At 45.6% G+C, this 18,862-nt stretch carries 21 protein-coding genes and 1 riboswitch; of the genes, 18 read left to right on the top strand and 3 right to left on the bottom strand.

Features of this window, described 5'->3' with window-relative positions; all coding sequences use genetic code 11:
• Positions 1 to 8 precede the first annotated feature (8 nt).
• Together IGI71_RS17040 and IGI71_RS17035 are read left to right on the top strand one after the other, a co-directional pair.
• Complete coding sequence (locus IGI71_RS17040) at positions 9 to 440, top strand: hypothetical protein (protein WP_010748855.1); 432 nt, start codon at positions 9 to 11, stop codon at positions 438 to 440.
• An 8-nt stretch (positions 441 to 448) separates the two neighbouring features.
• Positions 449 to 1,204 (top strand): DUF6681 family protein, encoded by a 756-nt coding sequence (locus tag IGI71_RS17035; protein ID WP_060791862.1) that lies wholly within the window; start codon positions 449 to 451, stop codon positions 1,202 to 1,204.
• Positions 1,205 to 1,259: 55 nt separating this feature from the next.
• On the opposite strand, the gene IGI71_RS17030 is transcribed toward IGI71_RS17035, so the two are convergent.
• On the bottom strand, positions 1,260 to 1,667 hold the full coding sequence (locus IGI71_RS17030) for an Hsp20/alpha crystallin family protein (protein ID WP_430616006.1): 408 nt from the start codon (positions 1,665 to 1,667) through the stop codon (positions 1,260 to 1,262).
• A 174-nt stretch (positions 1,668 to 1,841) separates the two neighbouring features.
• On the opposite strand from IGI71_RS17030, the gene ispE reads away from it, so the two are divergent.
• Positions 1,842 to 2,693 (top strand): 4-(cytidine 5'-diphospho)-2-C-methyl-D-erythritol kinase, encoded by an 852-nt coding sequence (gene ispE / locus IGI71_RS17025; RefSeq protein WP_034858541.1) that lies wholly within the window; start codon positions 1,842 to 1,844, stop codon positions 2,691 to 2,693.
• A gap of 171 nt (positions 2,694 to 2,864) precedes the next feature.
• On the opposite strand, the gene IGI71_RS17020 is transcribed toward ispE, so the two are convergent.
• Positions 2,865 to 3,044, bottom strand: a complete 180-nt coding sequence (locus IGI71_RS17020; RefSeq protein WP_005230269.1) for a hypothetical protein — start codon at positions 3,042 to 3,044, stop codon at positions 2,865 to 2,867.
• 306 nt (positions 3,045 to 3,350) lie between these two features.
• Between IGI71_RS17020 and IGI71_RS17015 the strand changes: the two genes are divergently transcribed.
• From IGI71_RS17015 to thiT, 7 genes are all read left to right on the top strand, one after another.
• Entirely contained in the window at positions 3,351 to 4,310 is a 960-nt protein-coding gene (locus IGI71_RS17015) for a metal ABC transporter substrate-binding protein (RefSeq protein WP_034696266.1), read from the top strand.
• A gap of 12 nt (positions 4,311 to 4,322) precedes the next feature.
• Entirely contained in the window at positions 4,323 to 5,003 is a 681-nt protein-coding gene (locus tag IGI71_RS17010) for a metal ABC transporter ATP-binding protein (RefSeq protein WP_005232967.1), read from the top strand.
• On the top strand, positions 4,976 to 5,806 hold the full coding sequence (locus IGI71_RS17005; RefSeq protein ID WP_005230272.1) for a metal ABC transporter permease: 831 nt from the start codon (positions 4,976 to 4,978) through the stop codon (positions 5,804 to 5,806). Before IGI71_RS17010 ends, IGI71_RS17005 begins: the two co-directional genes overlap by 28 nt.
• Positions 5,807 to 5,957: 151 nt before the next feature.
• Positions 5,958 to 6,782 (top strand): pur operon repressor, encoded by an 825-nt coding sequence (gene purR / locus IGI71_RS17000; RefSeq protein ID WP_005230273.1) that lies wholly within the window; start codon positions 5,958 to 5,960, stop codon positions 6,780 to 6,782.
• A 179-nt stretch (positions 6,783 to 6,961) separates the two neighbouring features.
• Positions 6,962 to 8,335, top strand: coding sequence for a bifunctional UDP-N-acetylglucosamine diphosphorylase/glucosamine-1-phosphate N-acetyltransferase GlmU (gene glmU / locus IGI71_RS16995; protein ID WP_086295788.1), 1,374 nt, complete (start codon positions 6,962 to 6,964; stop codon positions 8,333 to 8,335).
• A gap of 115 nt (positions 8,336 to 8,450) precedes the next feature.
• Positions 8,451 to 9,425, top strand: coding sequence for a ribose-phosphate diphosphokinase (locus tag IGI71_RS16990; RefSeq protein ID WP_005230276.1), 975 nt, complete (start codon positions 8,451 to 8,453; stop codon positions 9,423 to 9,425).
• 180 nt (positions 9,426 to 9,605) lie between these two features.
• Positions 9,606 to 9,707: riboswitch (TPP riboswitch) on the top strand.
• A gap of 52 nt (positions 9,708 to 9,759) precedes the next feature.
• The gene (gene thiT, locus IGI71_RS16985) at positions 9,760 to 10,332 is read left to right on the top strand and encodes an energy-coupled thiamine transporter ThiT (protein ID WP_015510621.1); all 573 of its coding nucleotides are present in this window, start codon (positions 9,760 to 9,762) and stop codon (positions 10,330 to 10,332) included.
• Positions 10,333 to 10,387: 55 nt separating this feature from the next.
• On the opposite strand, the gene IGI71_RS16980 is transcribed toward thiT, so the two are convergent.
• A complete protein-coding gene (locus tag IGI71_RS16980; RefSeq protein ID WP_005230281.1) occupies positions 10,388 to 11,176 on the bottom strand; it encodes a hypothetical protein in 789 nt (262 codons plus the stop codon).
• Positions 11,177 to 11,407: 231 nt separating this feature from the next.
• Between IGI71_RS16980 and IGI71_RS16975 the strand changes: the two genes are divergently transcribed.
• The 8 genes from IGI71_RS16975 to priA all read left to right on the top strand — a co-directional run bounded on the left by IGI71_RS16975 (position 11,408) and on the right by priA (position 18,860).
• The gene (locus tag IGI71_RS16975; protein ID WP_005230283.1) at positions 11,408 to 12,124 is read left to right on the top strand and encodes a class A sortase; all 717 of its coding nucleotides are present in this window, start codon (positions 11,408 to 11,410) and stop codon (positions 12,122 to 12,124) included.
• Between the two features lie 75 nt (positions 12,125 to 12,199).
• Positions 12,200 to 13,864: a patatin-like phospholipase family protein gene (locus tag IGI71_RS16970; protein WP_430616005.1), complete on the top strand. Its 1,665-nt coding sequence runs from the start codon at positions 12,200 to 12,202 to the stop codon at positions 13,862 to 13,864.
• Complete coding sequence (locus IGI71_RS16965; RefSeq protein WP_005230288.1) at positions 13,857 to 14,072, top strand: YdbC family protein; 216 nt, start codon at positions 13,857 to 13,859, stop codon at positions 14,070 to 14,072. Before IGI71_RS16970 ends, IGI71_RS16965 begins: the two co-directional genes overlap by 8 nt.
• A 27-nt stretch (positions 14,073 to 14,099) precedes the next feature.
• Positions 14,100 to 14,984, top strand: coding sequence for a YicC/YloC family endoribonuclease (locus IGI71_RS16960; protein ID WP_430616004.1), 885 nt, complete (start codon positions 14,100 to 14,102; stop codon positions 14,982 to 14,984).
• 13 nt (positions 14,985 to 14,997) lie between these two features.
• Entirely contained in the window at positions 14,998 to 15,279 is a 282-nt protein-coding gene (locus tag IGI71_RS16955) for a hypothetical protein (RefSeq protein ID WP_429960289.1), read from the top strand.
• A 124-nt stretch (positions 15,280 to 15,403) separates the two neighbouring features.
• Positions 15,404 to 16,018, top strand: a complete 615-nt coding sequence (gmk, locus tag IGI71_RS16950) for a guanylate kinase (protein WP_005230308.1) — start codon at positions 15,404 to 15,406, stop codon at positions 16,016 to 16,018.
• A 5-nt stretch (positions 16,019 to 16,023) separates the two neighbouring features.
• Entirely contained in the window at positions 16,024 to 16,329 is a 306-nt protein-coding gene (gene rpoZ / locus IGI71_RS16945; protein WP_005232977.1) for a DNA-directed RNA polymerase subunit omega, read from the top strand.
• A 128-nt stretch (positions 16,330 to 16,457) separates the two neighbouring features.
• Complete coding sequence (gene priA / locus IGI71_RS16940; protein WP_430616003.1) at positions 16,458 to 18,860, top strand: primosomal protein N'; 2,403 nt, start codon at positions 16,458 to 16,460, stop codon at positions 18,858 to 18,860.
• Positions 18,861 to 18,862 lie beyond the last annotated feature (2 nt).

Below are 18,862 nucleotides of genomic sequence, written 5' to 3'. Positions count from 1 at the left end.
TGAGAATCATGCGAAAAGTCCCGCCTATTTTAAAACCAATTGCACTTTTAACGATATCAACGATCATTGCCACTGCCACCGGCGTGGTGAATTCAGGCAGCTACCGCCAACCAAGTCGTGCGACGGAAACGACAGAAACGACCGAACAAGCACCAAGTGAAAGCACACCCTCTTCGATGACAGAAGACAGTCAAAATCAGACACCTGCTAGCACGGACTCACAACCGACGAACGATGACCAGCAGACAACACCGTCATCCAGCAGTGAACCAGCATCGTCGGGAACGACACCGTCTTCTTCGACACCGGCCAGCACAACACCTTCAAGTGGAGCGACAGTTCCGTCAACGCCGGCAAACAATCAGGAAATACCTTCTTCAAGTGAAGAGACCACGCCAGATCCACAAGGGATCATGGATGAGAATCAAGGAAATGAGTAGGTGAGAAAATGACGCTTATTTTAGATTTAATCAACGGCATCCATAAATTTTTGGGCTATCTCGATATCAGTCCTAAATATTTGAACCGTGCCTATACCATCCTCAGTATCATTCCAACGGCGTATATTTTGCGGATCGTCTACGGGATGTTTGCGAACCAAAACTATTTTCAAGCGATCCTTTATACGGTCGGCTTTTTGGTCTTAGTCTACTTCTGGGTACTGAATATCTTCTATTATTTCTTAAACAAAAATATGAAGTTCGATGTCACACAGGCCTTTGTCAAAGTTTTACCAGACGAAGTCTTCAATATTGAAGGAGAAACCATCAGCACCACCGACATTGATCGTTTGACGACTGAAAAAGCGGTGATCCATTTTGAAGAAGACTATCAGCTGGTATTGGCGAATCATTTGCAGACCTTGATCGCTCAAGAAGAATTGGCGATCAAACCGTCATCCAACGGCTTTACGATCCCGAAAAACACCTTGTATCCTTACTATTTTGTCAAACAGCAAGGGGAAAATGAGTACGCATTGCAGATCGGCACTAGCTACACGGAGATGACGAAAGTCGGCACGATCCAATGGACAGGCAAACAGCCCTTAGAACCAGTGGGCTTATTTATCACTGGCGGTGATTTTGTCAAAAATGATGTAAAATACCATGAACCATACAGTTTGAAATTGTACGTCAAAAAAGAGATTTCTGAAGAAGAACCACAGACCTCAAGACAGGCGTATCGACGACAAGCACGCAAATAGGAAAAGGCAGTCCCCCAGAGCGTTCTCTGAAGGGACTGCCTGTTTGGTATCTCGGTTATTCGATCGGGATATTTTTTGCGGGTGCATCTTTGTAGCTGGCTTTTGGTAACGTCAGGGTCAAAACGCCGTCTTCAAACACTGCTTTAATGGACTCGTCATCAATGTCTGTGATGGTGAAGGTCCGTTGATAGGCACTGCTAGAGCGTTCTTTGCGCAAATAATGTCCGAAATCCTCCTCGATTTCCGTGGTCTCTGTTTGAGCCGCTGAAATCGTCAGCGTGTTGTTGACATAGCTGACGCGGATGTTTTCTTTCTTGATGCCGGGTAAATCTGCTTGAACGAGATACTTGTCTTCGTACTCTTTAATGTCCGTATTCATTTGCCGTTCTTGCCAAAAACTGTTCATTAATTTGCCTAATAGTTCTTCGCCGCCTGCGAAATCTCTTGGAATCAAATTTGCCATGTGGTTCCCCCGCTTTCTTTTATCTATTGAGTTGGTACTTCTATTTTACGAGGAACCAAGCCAAAGGGCAACCAAAATGGCAACAATCATAAAAACAAGAGAAATCACTCAACTATCTTATAAGAATCTGCTATGATAGAACTAAATAACTATCAGATGATTGGATGAATGAAGATGGAGATTATTGAAAAAGCGCCAGCTAAGATCAACCTCGGTCTCGATGTGTTAGAGAAAAGAACAGACGGCTACCATGAGTTGGAAATGGTGATGTCTAGTGTTGATCTAGCCGACCGTCTGATAATGGAAGAGATAGCAGAAGATAAGATCATTATAGAAACCAACAAAGCCTTTTTGCCGATCGACAAACGCAATAATGTCTATCAAGCCGCCAGTATCTTAAAAAAACGCTACGGCATAAAAAAAGGCATCCGTATCCGCATCACCAAGAATATCCCGGTGGCAGCTGGGTTAGGTGGGGGCAGTACGGATTGTGCAGCAGCGCTGCGGGGGATGGTTCGCCTCTGGCATTTAGACCTTTCCATGGCAGAGCTGATCGATATTGGTATGGAAGTCGGCACCGATGTTCCCTATTGTCTTTATGGGACCACTTCCCACATTGCAGGAAAAGGGGAGCTGGTGACGCCGCTGCGGCCGATGCCGCAATGTTGGGTCATCTTGGTTAAACCTCGTTTGAGTGTTTCAACGGGGAAAATCTTTCAAGAAGTCGAGCTAGACCAACTGCATCATCCAGATATCGCAGCATTGTCGGCCGCCGTCTTAGCCGAAGATTATCCAGCAATGATCGCTGCCATGGGCAATAGCCTAGAAGCCATCACGATCCCGAAGTATCCGATCGTCCAACAGATCAAAGATCGCATGATGAAATATGGTGCCGATGTTGCCTTGATGACCGGCAGCGGACCGACTGTCTTTGCTCTTTGTCAAAAATATTCGCGGGCACAGCGGGTCTATAATGCCTTAAAAGGATTCTGCGATGAGGTTTATCTTGTACGTACATTGAAATGAATGAGTCAAGGACACAGGCTGAATTCGCCTGTGTTTTTTTGTATGCCTTCTATTTCAATAGTAAAGAAAAAGGCAGCTGAAGTGGGGAAGGAAGCATCTAGAAGCTGCCCTACACAAAAGTCCCCGACGAAAATAAGGCGTCGGGGTCTGATTCTTTACGTAAAGCAAAGACTATTCTTTTTGGTGCTGCTTCTTTGCGGATTTTTTCTTTTTGTCTTCTTCATACAATGGTTTGTCGATCGTTTTGCGGATTTCTTCGGTTTGCTGCGATGCAGGATCTTCTGGTAAGACGATTCGAGTCAACAAGTCGCTGTTGTTTACAGTTGGCGGCACAGTTACAAATTCGTTCATCTTCGTTTCCTCCAAGTGCTTTTAGGTTATTATCCTACATACTCTCTAATTTTTCAAGCTGGTACAGCAGGGGCGCATGGCGAATGACGTAAAATATGGCTAAGTTCCTGAGAGAAGAATCCGCTTCAAATGAACGTTTTCTCCTATGTTTTCCGATTTATCTCGAAATAAAAGTTTTAAATCGTAAAACGTACGATTTGTCTTGACGAACCGGAAATCATTTGATAGAGTAACTTTTGCTAACAAAACGGAGTTGTTCCGTTTTAAAATAAAAAGAAGAGCCAGCAAATGGAAGGGGAAATCCCGATGAAAAAAATCTTACTTACTACAGCACTCCTTTTAGGGGGCGTGCTTCTTGGCGCTTGTGGGCAGCAAGAAGCGACAAGTCAATCGAGTGACACAGAGAAGCTGTCGATCGTCACGACGTTTTATCCAATGTACGAATTTACGAAAGAAGTCGTAGGCGACGCAGCAGAGGTCTCCTTGTTGATCCCTGCAGGAACCGAACCCCATGACTATGAGCCAAGTGCCAAAGATATGACCAAAATCATGGATGCAGATGCCTTTGTCTACAATAGTCCTGAGCTAGAAACTTGGGTCGCTAGTTTGACGGATTCCGTCGATCCTGAGCAAACAGCCGTGATCGAAGCGGCCAAAAACATTCAGTTGGTGGAAGGCACAGAGGAGGAAGATCATGACGCGCATGATCACGAAAGCGAAGACAGCCATGAAGGCCATGATCATACGTACGATCCTCATGTTTGGACCGACCCAGTCTTAGCGATCCAAGAAGTAGAAACGATCCGCGATGACTTGATTGCGAAGTTTCCTGAGCAAAAGGCAACTTTCACGGAAAATGCAGCTGCCTATATCGAAAAGCTTTCTGCTCTAGATGAGGCCTACCAAGCGGCGTTAAAGGATGCGACCCAACGAACCTTCGTTACGCAGCACGCAGCCTTTGGCTATTTGGCACGGCAGTATGATTTAGTCGAAGAATCGATTTCGGGCATTTCACCCGATCAAGAACCAACGCCAAGTCGGTTGGCTGAGCTGAAAGAATATGTAGAAGAAAAACAAGTCAAAGTTATCTATTTTGAAGAAAACGCGTCATCGAAGGTGGCTGAGACCTTAGCGTCTGAAACAGGAGTGGAGCTGGCGGTCTTGAATCCATTAGAAAGCTTGACGCAAGAGCAGATGGATAACGGCGAAACATACCTGTCTGTAATGGAAGACAATTTGGCAGCATTACAAAAAAGTATTCACTAAGGAGGCGCCTGCGTGCGTTATATCGATGTAAAAGATTTGACCTTTTATTATGATGATGAGCCCGTCTTGGAAGACATTTCCTACTTTGTCGAAGACGGCGAATTCGTGATTTTGACTGGCGAAAATGGGGCGGCAAAATCTACTTTGATCAAAGCAACCCTTGGTTTGTTGAAACCTTCTAAAGGAGCAGTCACCTTGGCGACCAAAAATGCTGCTGGTGAAAAATTAAGCATCGGCTACATTCCTCAGCAGATTGCTTCCTTTAACGTCGGGTTCCCCAGCACCGTTTTGGAATTGGTCCAATCGGGCCGCTACCCAAGAGATCGCTGGTTCAAGCGCTTGACGAAACGAGACCATGAACATGTCCGCCGTGCATTAGATGCCGTCGGGATGTGGGACGTGCGTCATAAACGGATCGGCGAGTTGTCCGGTGGCCAAAAGCAGCGGATCAGCTTGGCACGGGTCTTTGCCACGGACCCTGATTTATTTATTTTAGATGAACCGACTACGGGGATGGATGAACAATCCCGCAATCTGTTTTATGAACTGCTACGGCACAATGCTCATGACCACGGCAAGTCGATTTTGATGATCACCCATGATCACGAAGATATCAAAGAATACGCGGACCGTCAGATCCGTTTAGTGCGGAAGGAGGATTCACCATGGCGTTGCTTTCATATGAATTCATGAGAAGAGCTTTTCTTGCGGCGATTTTTATTGCTGGTATCGCACCGATGCTGGGGGTCTTTCTAGTGATTCGGCGACAGTCATTGATGGCTGATACGCTGTCCCATGTCTCTTTAGCAGGGGTGGCACTGGGCTTCTTTCTAAATCTAAATCCGAGTTTGACGACGCTATTGATCGTAGTCATTGCCGCAATCATTTTGGAATACTTGCGAACACTGTACCGCAGTTATTCAGAGATCTCGATCGCCATTTTGATGTCTGGCGGCTTAGCGTTAGCCCTCGTCTTGATGAACCTTAGCGGGGGGAACTCCGCAACGAGTATCCAATCGTATTTGTTTGGGTCGATCGTTACGATCACACAAGAACAAGTCTGGATCTTAGGCTTTTTGTTTTTAGTCGTTTTTGCTTTATTCTTCTTATTCAAACGGCCCATGTACATTTTGACCTTTGATGAAGATACCGCCCATGTCGATGGCTTGCCTGTGCGAGTGATGTCGATGCTCTTTAATGTCTTGACGGGGGTGGCAATCGCCATGATGATCCCGATTGCGGGTGCATTGTTGATCTCTGCGATCATGGTTTTACCAGCTGCCATCAGTATGCGTTTAGGCAAGAGCTTCAATGCCGTGATTTTGATCAGTGTCGTGATCGGCATGATTGGGATGATGTCTGGTTTGACCAGTTCCTTTTATTTGGACACACCACCGGGTGCGACGATCACGCTGGTTTTTATCGCTCTTTTCTTAGTGATCAATTTGATCAAACGCATCGTGATCCTCGTGCAACGAAAACAACGCTTAAAATAAAGGGCTTTATGAAAAAGAAACGAAGAATTTTCGTTTCTTTTTTTTAAACTCTAATCAAAACCGAACAATATAAGCAATATTTTAGATAATGCTCGCATTTATCCCGAAAAAGCCTTATAATAAGGCGAATAAACTAAAGGAGTTGTCCGGTGTGAAAATACGTCGAAGTGAACGACTGATCGATATGACACATTACTTGTTGAATCATCCCCATGAATTGATTTCATTGTCCTTCTTTTCTAAACGATATGCCTCTGCAAAATCATCGATTAGCGAAGATTTATCTATTATCAAAAAGACCTTTAAAGAACGAGGAACAGGCATTCTTGATACCGTGCCAGGCGCTGCTGGCGGTGTTTTTTTTGTGCCTGAAATTTCTGAAGAAGAAGCGTATGCGTACGTCGAAGGGCTGGCAGAACGCTTGTCTGAGCAAGACCGTTTGTTGCCTGGCGGCTATGTCTATCTATCTGACTTATTAGGTGAACCGGAATTGCTGCGCCAAGTCGGCCGTATCATCGCTTCCAAATATTTAGGCGAACAAATCGATGCGGTGATGACCGTTGCTACTAAAGGAGTGCCGATCGCTCAAGCAGTCTCTTACTACTTGAATGTTCCCTTCGTGATCGTGCGTCGTGATTCCAAGATCACTGAAGGCTCGACCGTGAGTGTCAATTATGTCTCTGGTTCTTCAGAGCGCATCGAAAAAATGGAATTATCCAAGCGCAGCTTAAAGCGCGGCTCTAGAGTATTGGTGGTCGATGACTTTATGAAAGGCGGCGGCACGGTCAATGGGATGAAGAGCTTGATTGAAGAATTTGAAGCCGAATTAGTCGGTATTACGGTTTTTGCCGAAACGAAATTCAAAGGCAAGCGGGCCATCAGCGATTACAGTTCTCTGCTGTATGTTGAAGATGTCGATACCCAGACCAAAACGATCTCGGTAGTACCGGGAAATTACTTTGAGAAAAAAGCCTGATTTTTTGTGGCTCTTAGACTGGCGCAAGCAGCTGTTTTTTAAACGGCGGCCGCCAGTCTTTTTTTTGATTGGTCTAGGTGGGGATTCCTTAAATCGTTGAAATTTACAAGTACTTGGGCTAAACTGTTTATAGGAAATTCAATGAACAAAAATCGTTCAGATTGAGAGGAGTGGAATACGTGGACGCACGTTTTGCAATAATTTTAGCGGCTGGAAAAGGCACGCGCATGAAATCGAAGTTATATAAAGTGTTACATCCTGTTTGTGGCAAACCAATGGTGGAGCACATCATGAATCGAGTGGTGGAAACCAATCCTGAAGAGATCGTGACGATCGTCGGTCACGGGGCAGAAATGGTCAAAGAGCAACTGGGGGATCGCACCAACTATGCCTTACAAGCCGAACAATTGGGTACTGGCCATGCTGTCGTTCAAGCCGAATCATTTTTAAAAGGCAAAAAAGGGACGACCTTAGTGATCAGTGGGGATACACCGTTATTGACGACGGAAACCTTGAATAACTTGTTCGATTACCACCAAGGGAAAAATGCGTCGGCGACGATCTTAACGGCGCAAGCGGCAGACCCAACAGGCTATGGCCGAATCGTGCGGGATCGTGTCGGTATCGTGGAGAAAATCGTTGAGCAAAAAGATGCGTCGATCGAAGAAGCGCTGATCCAAGAAATCAATACAGGGACGTATTGCTTCGATAATGAATTGTTATTTGACGCCTTGGCAAAATTAGATACGGACAATGCTCAAGGGGAGTACTACTTGACTGATATCATCGAGATCTTAAAGGAAGACGGCAAAATCATCGCTGCTTATCAAACCGAAGATTTTCATGAATCATTAGGAGTCAATGACCGCATCGCCTTAGCCGAAGCCAATCGCTTGATGCGTCAGCGGATCAATCGTCAGCACATGCAAAATGGCGTGACCTTGATCGATCCGGCAACGACTTATATCGACGAAGGTGTTGTGATCGGCTCAGATACTCTGATCGAAGCCGGTGTCACCATCAAAGGGAAGACGACGATCGGAGAAGATTGTGTCATTACGGCAGCTTCTGAAATTGAAGACAGCAAGATCGGCAACCAAGTGACGATCAAGGCATCGACGATCGAGGAGAGCATCATCCATGATGGCGCCGATGTCGGTCCCAATGCCCATCTTCGTCCTAATGCGGAAATTTTGGCCCATGCCCATATCGGGAACTTTGTGGAGGTCAAAAATGCGACAATTGGTGAAGGCACCAAAGTCGGACACTTGTCTTATGTTGGCGATGCGACCTTAGGCAAAAACATCAATGTCGGTTGCGGCGTAGTCTTTGTTAATTATGACGGCAAGAGCAAATTCAAAACGACTGTCGGCGACAATTGCTTTATCGGCTCTGGCTCCAATCTAGTTGCACCATTGACCATTGAAGAGGAAACGATGATCGCTGCTGGCTCAACGATCACCAAAGATATTCCTAAACACAGTATGGCGATTGCCCGCGCCCGTCAGGAAAATAAAGCGGATTACGCGAAAAAGTTGCCTTATCTAAATTAGAAATAGCGAAATGACTTGATTTCTTAAGGAAAAATGACTACTATTTATTAGGAAGAAGATTCTAGTAAAAGGAGTCATTTTTTTCTAGATGAACGCAAAGAAAGTGGAGGTTCTCATGTCAAATCATTATTTTGATCCAAGATTGAAGATTTTTTCTCTGAACTCAAATCGTCCTTTGGCGGAAAAAATCGCAGCTGCAGTAGGTGTTGAATTAGGTAAGTGTTCAGTCAAACAATTTAGCGATGGTGAAATCCAAGTGAATATTGAAGAAAGTATTCGTGGTGCACACGTCTACGTGATTCAATCAACCAGCAGCCCTGTAAACGATAACTTAATGGAATTGCTGATCATGATCGATGCTTTGAAGCGCGCCAGTGCGAAGACGATCAATGTAGTAATGCCTTATTATGGTTATGCAAGACAAGACCGCAAAGCGCGATCAAGAGAACCAATCACCGCAAAACTTGTAGCAAACATGATCGAAAAAGCCGGTGCGAACCGCATGGTTACACTGGATTTGCATGCCTCACAGATTCAAGGGTTCTTTGATATCCCAGTTGACCACTTGATGGGTGCACCATTGATCGCCAACTACTTCTTGGAAAGAGGCATTCAAGGCGATGACGTCGTCGTCGTTTCACCAGACCACGGGGGCGTGACTCGTGCCCGTAAATTAGCTGAGTTTCTTAAGTCACCAATCGCGATCATCGACAAACGTCGTCCGAAAGCCAACGTAGCAGAAGTCATGAATATCATTGGTCATGTTGAAGGCAAAACTTGTGTCTTGATCGACGATATGATCGATACTGCTGGTACCATCACATTGGCTGCGAATGCGTTGAAACAAGCAGGTGCTAAAAGTGTTTACGCCTCATGTACCCACCCTGTCTTGTCAGGACCTGCCTTGGAACGGATCGAAGATTCTGCCATTGAGCATCTAGTTGTGACAGATTCGATTCACTTGCCAGAAGACCGCAAGTCGAAAAAAATCGATGAGATTAGTGTCGGTGCCTTGATGGGCGAAGCGATCAAACGAATCCATGAGAACAAACCAGTCAGTCCACTGTTTGAATCAAAATTATCAATTTAATCGTGCCTCATAAGCATGAGAACAACAGCCAATGGTCGGTCTTTAGCCCCTCATTGGCTGTTTTTTCTGAGGAGTTTCAGGATGTTTTTAGAAAAAACGATCGCAGTCATGTTTCTTTTCACCAATTTATGGTATTCTTGAAAGTGACTTGCGAAATGCAAGCAAAAAATAAAATAGAATCTAATCACAAAGGGGAGTCTGCAAAGGCTGAGAATGAGAGTACTCTAAACCCTTCGTACCTGTTTCGATCATGCGAACGTAGGAATTGTGACGAGTTGAAGTGTCCAACACTTCTCCTTTGTGAATTGTGATGATTCTAAAGGAGGAGTTTTTTTTGAAACGAAAAATGTCGCTGCAGGTCTGGACGGAAGGAACGATGATCGCTGCAATTGGGGTCGTCTTGTCGTATATCCCGATCCAGACAGCCAATTCCAGTATCGACTTGTCTCTAGGTCTCGTGCCCTTGGTCTTGTATTCGTATCGTCGTGGGGTGCTGCCGGGAATGACAGCTGGATTTATGTGGGGCTTGCTGAATATCTTGATTGGTAGCGCCATGCGTAACTTTATCACCGTTCCACAGATTATCTTTGAATACCCCTTTGCCTTTGCTTTTGGCGGGATGGGCGGCTTGTTTGCTAATAAAATCCAGCAAGCGATCCGTCAAAACAGCAAAACCGTTACGTGGTATGTCGTCTTAGGGGGCATCGTGGCGGTGATCAGCCGTTGGTTTTGGCATTATTGGGCTGGGGTCTTTGTCTGGGGAATGTACGCACCGCCAGGACAAAGTCCGTATCTGTATTCCTTGATCTTTAATGGATCATCGGTCATTATCAATATCGTTTATGTAGGGGTCGTCCTAGGTCTCTTAGTCAAGGCAGCCCCGAAATTATTTGTCCCGAAAGCTTAGTTTTAGAAATGGAACCATCAAAAAATGTCTTGATGCTCTTTGAGAAAGAGAAGCATCAAGACATTTTTTTGTCGATAAAGCCAAACGCTAGATCTTCTTGGTCGATTTCCAACGACCAGCTTTTTTTGCTGGCTGAATAGCGTAAAACAGCGATTTGATCCAGCTCTTTTTGATTGACCAGCGTGTTTTTTAAGCCAGCATCTTCTGACAGATAAATCGGGATCGTATAGGTTCTGTCGATCAATTGTTCTTGTGTTAGACAAAAGACGATGCCTTCTTGCATGATTCCCCGCAATTCTTTCAGCAAATTAAAATCGAGCTTTTCCACCGGTGTTGCTTTTTTAAAAAAGGAGAGGCGATCATTGATTTTTTCTAAGACGATGCGGGTGATCCGATCCGCCAAGATCCGATAATATTCATCTAAATAGCGATAATAAACGCGGGAACGTGCATCTTTTAAGTCAAAGAAAACAAAGTTATTTTGCAGTTTGTAAAAGAAAGGTGAGTGGAGGTGTGTCTTCATGTGGCCAAAATATAACAACTCGGAGATCTCTAAAGGCGTCAATTCTTTGACCATCTCGTAATCATTAAAATCGATCCACTTCATTTCTTCGGCAACACGACCTTTGTTGATCTGCTGAAAAAACAGTTGGACGTCTTCCATTCCGCGTATCACTTTTAAGCCCGTATGACCGTCGAATTCGCCGAAATCACTGGAAGGATCAAGCAAGAGCAAATTCTTGGGCTGATGGACGATGCTCTTGTTAAAATCTTGGGGGGCAAGCCCGCGGGTCAAGACGGCATTGCTGGTTGTATCAATATGTACGTAAATCGTGTTAGACATGCCGATCGATCCCTCCTATATACTAAGTTCATTCTACAACAAAGCGCTGAAAATTGCTTGTATCTTTTCGTTTAAAGTTATATTACAAAATAACAGAAAAAACAATTTTTAAGTTCCCTTTTTCGACAAAAAAAGGCAAATCTTGTCTTTTCGTAAAAAAACTGGCCAAAATTGGCGTCTTTATGAGGATTTTGGTATGATAAAAGAAGAAACTAATGGAGACGAAAACCTATGAGAAAAAAGAAACGCAGACTTTCGAATTGGCTGAGCAATCTCTTTTTGCTTTTGCTGTTATTGATTGGTTTAGCATTGATTTTTAATAATCAAATCAAAAATTATTTTATTAAACAAACAGGTGAAGCATACGCAGTCGGCACCATTGATCGCAGTGATGTGGAAAAAAATATGGAAGCGGAAGCGACCTTTGATTTTGATGCCGTGGAGCCGGCAAGTTCAGAAGCAGTCTTACGGGCGCAGCTGAGTAACAAAGCCTTGCCAGTGATCGGCGGCGTGGCGGTTCCTAGTGTGGGGATCAATCTGCCGATTTTTAAAGGCTTGGCCAACGAGGCCTTGCTGTATGGTGCTGGTACGTTAAGTCCCACCCAAAAAATGGGGGAAGGCAATTACGCACTAGCCAGCCATCGCGCTCAATCGCCAGAGCTTTTGTTTACGCCATTGGATGATGTCGCCATCGGAGCGGCTATCTATGTGACCGATCTGGAAAATATTTACACGTATACCGCGACTTCTTCTGTGCGGGTCGACCCGACCGATGTCTATTTGCTTGACGAAGTGGAAGGCCGTAAAATGATCACGCTGATCACCTGTGGGGAAATGGGCGGTGTCACCCGTCGTGTGATCCAAGGTGATCTGGAATCTGTAACGCCTGTCGACGAAGCAACGGATGAGATGTTGGCGGCATTCAACATGGCACAACGAACATTTTAATCAAAAGAATAGCTCGAGTGGTACGGCAGCTGGCGTGTCATTCGTCTATTCTTTTTTGCTTGAGGAGGCGTCTTGATGAAAGTGAAAAAACTGACTTCGATCGATTTTCTTGCACAAAGGGCAGGGTTTCAAGAAAGCCGACTCGTCTTTTCCTTTTTTGAGTCGCATTCAAAAGCGCGACGAGGCTTTCTAGCCGATATAGCGCAGCAGGGCTGGCAGATCGACAGCCGTTACGGACGTCTTTACCTTGCTGGGCAGTTTGATTTTGACCAAAAGACACTGACTATCACCAATCTGCTGGTGGAAGCAGCCGCCGATTTTACTTGGAAACAACTGCTAGCCGTGACAGAAAGCTTTGCCCGCAGTCGTTTTGTAGCAGCTGTCTTGTGGCAGCTTCCTCATCGGCCCCCCTTGGCTGAGTGGTTTATCCAGCAAGGGTATCAGGTGGTCCCTCAAGGGTATCAAAGAGCGCTAGCTTATCAGACGGCGCTGGTTTTAGGCGGTGGCGGTGCTCACGGGGCGTATCAAATCGGTGTTTGGCAAGCGCTGCAAGAACGGGGCATCACCTTTGAATGGATCACGGGAACTTCCGTCGGTGCCTTGAATGGCGCCTTGATTTTAATGAACGATGTGGAAGCGGCCGTCGATTTATGGGCAAATATCTCTAACGAGCAAGTATTGCACTATCCGCTTGCTTCGGTACGTGCCCAAACACTGCGGGATTTGATGAATCAAGCCAACTCGCTGGTCCGTGAAGCGGTCAAAAGCAACGGCGCCAGTACCGAACCCTTGGCAAAGCTTTTGCAAAAGACCTTTGATCAAGAAAAATTCAGCCAAACTGCTTGTCGTTTGCTGATCTGTACGACTCGTCTGCCCGATTTCAAGGAGACAGTTTATGCCTTTGATCCATCTGCAGTAGAGGAAAATCTGCATTGGTTGTTGGCATCCGCTTCATTTTATCCAGCGATGCAGGCGCAAAAAATCAATGATACCTATTATATCGATGGCGGCTATCGCAATAACCTGCCCATCGATGTCGCTGTCCAGCAAGGGGCAACGGAATGTATCACCGTGGATGTCCAAGGACCCGGCATTAATAAAAGGACGGTTGTGACGGAAGAAACTGCGCAGCTTTCGTTAGGGTCTCCTTGGTCCTTAGGCAGCTTTTTGGTTTTTGATGCCCAGCGCTCAATGGATAATATGACCTTAGGCTATTTGGAAACCTTGAAAGTGTTCGGCAAATACCAAGGCCATTGGTATACCTTTGAAAAGACGGTTGATTTTCAGCCGTTATGGCGGGGCTTTTTGAAAGAGCTGCGCCAGACAGACCCGTTGCTTTATCAGGAACTAAAGAAAAAAGAATTTTGGAAAAAAATGCGTAAATTCTATCAACAGGATGTGCCATTTGAGCAGTGGGGGCGTATACTGATAGAGTGTACCGCGAAAGTATTGTATCTAGCGCCTACGGTGATTTATGAGCAGGAAACGATGCTAACGGCTTTAGCTGAGAAAATTGCGCTAAAGGCAGTGGAAGAAGCCGAAGCCTGGTCGATCACCGAGTGGCTGAGTTATTATCGCGACCGTTTTTTTGTCTTGTCCGAGCAAAACCGCTTTTTCTTTTTTTATCGGACGCAGCAATTGAATCTGCCCGCCCTTCAGCAGATTCGTCGGCGTTACCCGCTGACTGCTTTAATGGCAGCGTATAGTCACTATCTTTTGAAAGGAGCAGAAAATGGATAAATTTTCGTATGAAATCGTTGAAGAGATCGCCGTGCTTTCGGAAAATCAAAGAGGCTGGCGCAAAGAATTGAATTTGGTTAGCTGGAATGGGCGTCCGCCAAAATTTGATCTGAGAGATTGGGGCCCAGAGCACGAGAAGATGGGCAAAGGCGTGACCTTATCCAATGAAGAATTTGCAGAACTTAAAAAAGCCCTGCTTTCCATGTAAGAAAGCAAAAGGGTGAGGAGTGATCAAATGAAAAGTATGACTGGTTTTGGCAAAGGCAGTGCAGAAACGCCAGATGTGCAGATCGAAATTGAGATCAAAAGTGTCAATCAGCGCTTTTTGGACCTGCAGCTGCGAATGCCCAAACAATTGAATCCTCTAGAAGGTGCTTTACGGCAGTCGATCAAGCAGACCCTCCAGCGAGGACGAATCGAATTGTATGTGACTTTAAAAGAAAAAACCGCAAATACGAAACAGATCGAGATCCAATGGGACTTGCTGGAACGTTTCATGCAGGAGATCGATACCGAAGCCAAAGACCGTTTTGACCTGGCAGAGCTGCCAAAAGCAGCATTGCTGGAACAATTCTTGCTCCATGAGGCTTTTCTAACGATCTCTGATCAAGAGCCAGAAGAAAGCACCTTAGCCGATGGCGTGATGGAAGCATTAGACCAAGCGTTGGCAGCGATCGACCAAAGCCGCTGGGTGGAAGGGCAAGGCATTCTGCAGATCTTGCAAGAAAACCAGCGACAGCTGCAGGAAAAACTAACAGAACTCAAACAATTCGTGGCCCTCTATGAGGCGGACTACCAAGAACGCTTTGAAAAGAAACTGACTGCTTATATAGGGGAAGAAGTCGATCGCGATCGTTTACTGACAGAGTTGGCGATTTTATTGGAACGCGGCGATATCCACGAAGAACTGGATCGTTTAAGTATCCATTTAACGACGATGACGGAGCTGCTGGCAGCTGAGACGCCGATAGGTCGAGAGCTGGATTTCTTGATCCAAGAGATGAACCGAGAAGTCAATACGATTGGCTCAAAATCAAGTCCGATCCAAATCAAAAACAGTGTCGTCCAAATGAAGACGATCATTGAGAAAATCAGAGAACAAGTTCAAAACATCGAGTAGGAGGAATGAACCAATGAAATATTACGATATCACCTTTCACGAACTGAGCGGAAAAAATGTCATCAAGCGCAGTATTCCCTCTGATAAAGAGAATTTCTCTGCGTGGGAAGATGCCTGCGTAGCCATCGAGCCGGATTTTCTTCATCTACTAGTTGATGGCGTAGCTGTTTCTTTAAATCGTCGGTACATCGTACGTATCGATTGCCAAGAAGTGGCGGATCCGACCGAAAAAGCGATCACTGCCAAAGACGAATTGGCAGGGGTCATCAATACCTTAAGCAACATGGGCTTTTAAGAAAGTAGCCGAAGTGTAGACTAGCAATTTCATGAAATTCCCATTATAATAAAGTAGTTCTTGAAAGTTGCTGAAAAAAAGTGCAAAATAGACGTTAAGCAAATGTCAGTGAAAGGACGTCATTATGTCAGAGCGAGGATTACTTATAGTTTTATCAGGACCTTCCGGAGTAGGGAAAGGGACCGTGCGCAAAGCAATTTTTGAGAGTGACGACAACGATTTTCAATATTCCGTTTCAATGACCACTCGTCAAAAACGCGAGGGGGAAGTGGAAGGGGTCGATTACTATTTCCGCACGCGGGAAGAATTTGAAGCCTTGATCGAAGCCGGTGAAATGCTGGAATACGCCGAATATGTCGGCAATTATTATGGCACCCCATTATCTTATGTCCAACAAACACTGGATCAAGGAAAAGATGTATTTTTAGAGATCGAAGTGCAAGGGGCAAAACAAGTAAAAGACAAAGTTCCCGATGGTGTGTTTATTTTTCTGACGCCACCTGATCTGGCAGAATTACGCTCCCGTATTACAGGAAGAGGAACCGACTCTGCCGAAGTGATCGATGAACGGATGCGTGTCGCCCGTGAAGAAATCGAAATGATGGCTTTATATGATTATGCCGTTGTCAATGATGAAGTACCTAAGGCAGTCCAACGAATTCGCGAAATTATTTCGAGTGAACATTTTCGCGTTGACCGAGTGATCGGAACCTATATCAAAATGTTAGAGGAGCTGTAAGAAATATGATGTTAAAACCTTCAATCGATTCTTTGTTGGATCGTGTCAACTCAAAATATTCATTAGTGATCTTAGCAAGCAAACGGGCGCATGAACTTGATGCCGGTGCGCAAGCAACATTAGAAAACTTTGATTCAGTGAAAAGCGTGGGTCAAGCGCTTGAAGAAATCGAAGCGGAATTAGTCGTTAATGATCCGCATCCGGAAATCAAACGGGCCCGTTTGAAAATGGAACAAGAAGAGCGCAAAGCGCAAAAAGACCAAGAACAAAAAGAATTAGAAGCGCGTATCCGCGACGAACAAAAGCTATAGACAAAAGCAAGCTAGAGCACGCCTGTGTTCTGGCTTTTTCTTTTGAATGGCGATGGTTAAATTTTTGTAAGGGGTACAGACAAACCCCAGCCCATTTAGTAAAATAGAACCTAAAAGGAGGAGAAGAGATGGCGTACATAGCAGAAGTGATCGTGGATGTTCCCACGATGCAGACCGATCAGCCTTTTACTTATCTGATCCCATCAGAATTACAAGCCGCCATTGAGACAGGAATGCGGGTCGAAGTGCCATTTGGCAAAGGTGACCGTCATATCCAAGGGTTCGTCGTCGGGCTTTCAGAAGTTGCCGAACCGCAACAGACCTTAAAACCAATCGTTCGTTTGTTGGATTTGTCGCCTGTCGTCAATGAAGAACTTCTCCAATTAGCCGACTACATGAAGGAAACGACCTTTGCCTTTAAGATTACTTGCTTGCAGACGATGCTGCCTAGTGTGATGAAAGCCGAGTACCAAAAGCAGATCGTTTTGCTGGAATCAAATCATCCCATCAAAGAATATTTTCCCGAAAACGGCATCCTCAGCTGGCAAGACGCCGAAAGTGCAGGGCTGCTGCCGCAGTTGAAGCCTTTGCGGGAAGCCGCAGTAGTTGAACTGCAATACCTCGTGAAAAATAAAAACAAAGCGAAAATGACCCGTTACATTGAACGCAAGATCGATCCAGCAGAAATCCCCGCCGTCCAGCAACAGCTGCGCAAAGGGGCCAAACGCAAGCTGGAAATCTTACAGATTTTGACAGAGGAAGCCCGCTTGCCGGTTTCCTTTTTTACCGAACAAGGGATTTCCACCGCGGCTTTGAACCAAGCGCAAGAAGCTGGTTGGCTGACCTTTACGGAAGTTGAAGCCTACCGCGATCCTTACAAAGACCGTCAATTTCAAAAAACGGTCCCGCTTGAATTAAATGAAGAACAGGCAGCTGCAGTAGCGCAAATCACTGCTTGTGCGGATAACCAAGAGGCACAGACTTTTTTACTGGAAGGGATCACCGGCAGTGGAAAAACAGAAGTCTATCTGCAAGCGATCGCCCAATTGCTGAAACAAGGCAAAACCGCGATCATGCTCGTGCCAGAGATCGCGTTGACCCCGCAAATGGTCGAACGCTTTAAAAGCCGTCTCGGCGACGCAGTGGCTGTTTTACACAGCGGCTTGTCCCAAGGTGAAAAATACGATGAATGGCGTAAGATCGAACGTGGGGAGGCGCAGGTGGTGGTTGGCGCCCGCTCGGCGATTTTTGCTCCGTTGAAAAACATCGGGGTCATCATCGTCGATGAGGAGCACGAAGCCTCCTACAAGCAAGATGAAGCCCCTCGTTACCATGCGAGAGATTTAGCGATTTGGCGCAGCCAGTACCATCACTGTCCAGTGGTGTTAGGTAGTGCGACGCCGTCATTGGAATCTCGTGCCCGGGCGCAAAAAGAAGTCTACCGCTTATTAAAATTGAATCAGCGGGCAAAAACCAGTGCGCAATTACCGCAGATCGAAGTTGTGGATATGCGTACCGAATTTGCCAACAAAAAGTATCAAACCTTTTCTCGTCCGTTACAGGAAAAAATCACAGACCGCTTGGCCCGCAAAGAACAGATCGTCTTGCTGCTGAATCGGCGCGGCTACTCTTCCTTCGTGATGTGCCGCGATTGTGGGTATGTTTTGCCTTGCCCAAATTGCGACATCTCCTTGACGCTGCATATGGATACCAAAACGATGCGCTGTCATTATTGCGGACATGAAGAACACATCCCCCATCGTTGCCCCAACTGCAATGCAGACAAGATTCGGTATTACGGAACGGGCACGCAAAAAGTGGAAGAAGAGTTGAAAGAACTGTTTCCCGAAGCGCGGGTCTTACGGATGGATGTCGATACCACCCGCAAAAAAGGCGCCCATGAAAAAATCTTGACCTTGTTCGGGGAGAAAAAAGCGGATATTTTGTTAGGGACTCAAATGATCGCCAAAGGCCTGGATTTCCCTGATATCACACTGGTAGGGGTCTTGAATGCCGATACCGCCTTGAATTTGCCAGATTTTCGTTCGAGTGAACGGACGTTCCAGCTGTTGACTCAGGTCAGTGGTCGGGCAGGTCGGGCGGAAAAAACCGGCGAAGTGGTGATCCAAACATTCAACCCTGAGCACTACGCCATCCAATTGGCGCAGTCGCAAGATTACGAAGATTTCTATCAAAAAGAGATGTGGATGCGGCACCAAAGCGGCTATCCACCATATTATTTCACCGTCAAAATCACCTGCAGTCATCCCGAAGAGCAAGTCGCAGCTCAGAAGATGTTTGCGATCGCGCGGGATCTGCAGCAGGAGCTGTCACCGCAGAGTATTTTATTGGGGCCGGCACCCAGTGCGATTTTGCGGGTGAAAAACCGTTATTACTACCAATTGATCATTAAATACAAAAATGAACCGCAGCTACCTGCTTTGTTGACCCGTCTGTTGGATCAAAGTCAAATCGATCAGCGCAAAGGATTGTACGTGTCGATTGACCAAGAGCCGTTGAATTTTATTTAGAG

The sequence above is a fragment of the Enterococcus sp. DIV1279b genome (genome assembly GCF_050531515.1).
GTDB lineage: Bacteria > Bacillota > Bacilli > Lactobacillales > Enterococcaceae > Enterococcus_D > Enterococcus_D casseliflavus.
Note: the sequence above shows the minus strand (reverse complement) of the source record. Positions and strands in the feature narration are given on the sequence as shown.

Coding starts and splice junctions, on each gene's coding strand:
- IGI71_RS17040 (WP_010748855.1), top strand. CDS start 9: ATGCGAAAAGTCCCGCCTATTTTAAAACCAATTGCACTTTTAACGATA.
- IGI71_RS17035 (WP_060791862.1), top strand. CDS start 449: ATGACGCTTATTTTAGATTTAATCAACGGCATCCATAAATTTTTGGGC.
- IGI71_RS17030 (WP_430616006.1), bottom strand. CDS start 1,667: ATGGCAAATTTGATTCCAAGAGATTTCGCAGGCGGCGAAGAACTATTA.
- ispE (WP_034858541.1), top strand. CDS start 1,842: ATGGAGATTATTGAAAAAGCGCCAGCTAAGATCAACCTCGGTCTCGAT.
- IGI71_RS17020 (WP_005230269.1), bottom strand. CDS start 3,044: ATGAACGAATTTGTAACTGTGCCGCCAACTGTAAACAACAGCGACTTG.
- IGI71_RS17015 (WP_034696266.1), top strand. CDS start 3,351: ATGAAAAAAATCTTACTTACTACAGCACTCCTTTTAGGGGGCGTGCTT.
- IGI71_RS17005 (WP_005230272.1), top strand. CDS start 4,976: ATGGCGTTGCTTTCATATGAATTCATGAGAAGAGCTTTTCTTGCGGCG.
- IGI71_RS16990 (WP_005230276.1), top strand. CDS start 8,451: ATGTCAAATCATTATTTTGATCCAAGATTGAAGATTTTTTCTCTGAAC.
- IGI71_RS16980 (WP_005230281.1), bottom strand. CDS start 11,176: ATGTCTAACACGATTTACGTACATATTGATACAACCAGCAATGCCGTC.
- IGI71_RS16975 (WP_005230283.1), top strand. CDS start 11,408: ATGAGAAAAAAGAAACGCAGACTTTCGAATTGGCTGAGCAATCTCTTT.
- IGI71_RS16970 (WP_430616005.1), top strand. CDS start 12,200: ATGAAAGTGAAAAAACTGACTTCGATCGATTTTCTTGCACAAAGGGCA.
- IGI71_RS16965 (WP_005230288.1), top strand. CDS start 13,857: ATGGATAAATTTTCGTATGAAATCGTTGAAGAGATCGCCGTGCTTTCG.
- IGI71_RS16960 (WP_430616004.1), top strand. CDS start 14,100: ATGAAAAGTATGACTGGTTTTGGCAAAGGCAGTGCAGAAACGCCAGAT.
- IGI71_RS16955 (WP_429960289.1), top strand. CDS start 14,998: ATGAAATATTACGATATCACCTTTCACGAACTGAGCGGAAAAAATGTC.
- gmk (WP_005230308.1), top strand. CDS start 15,404: ATGTCAGAGCGAGGATTACTTATAGTTTTATCAGGACCTTCCGGAGTA.
- rpoZ (WP_005232977.1), top strand. CDS start 16,024: ATGATGTTAAAACCTTCAATCGATTCTTTGTTGGATCGTGTCAACTCA.
- priA (WP_430616003.1), top strand. CDS start 16,458: ATGGCGTACATAGCAGAAGTGATCGTGGATGTTCCCACGATGCAGACC.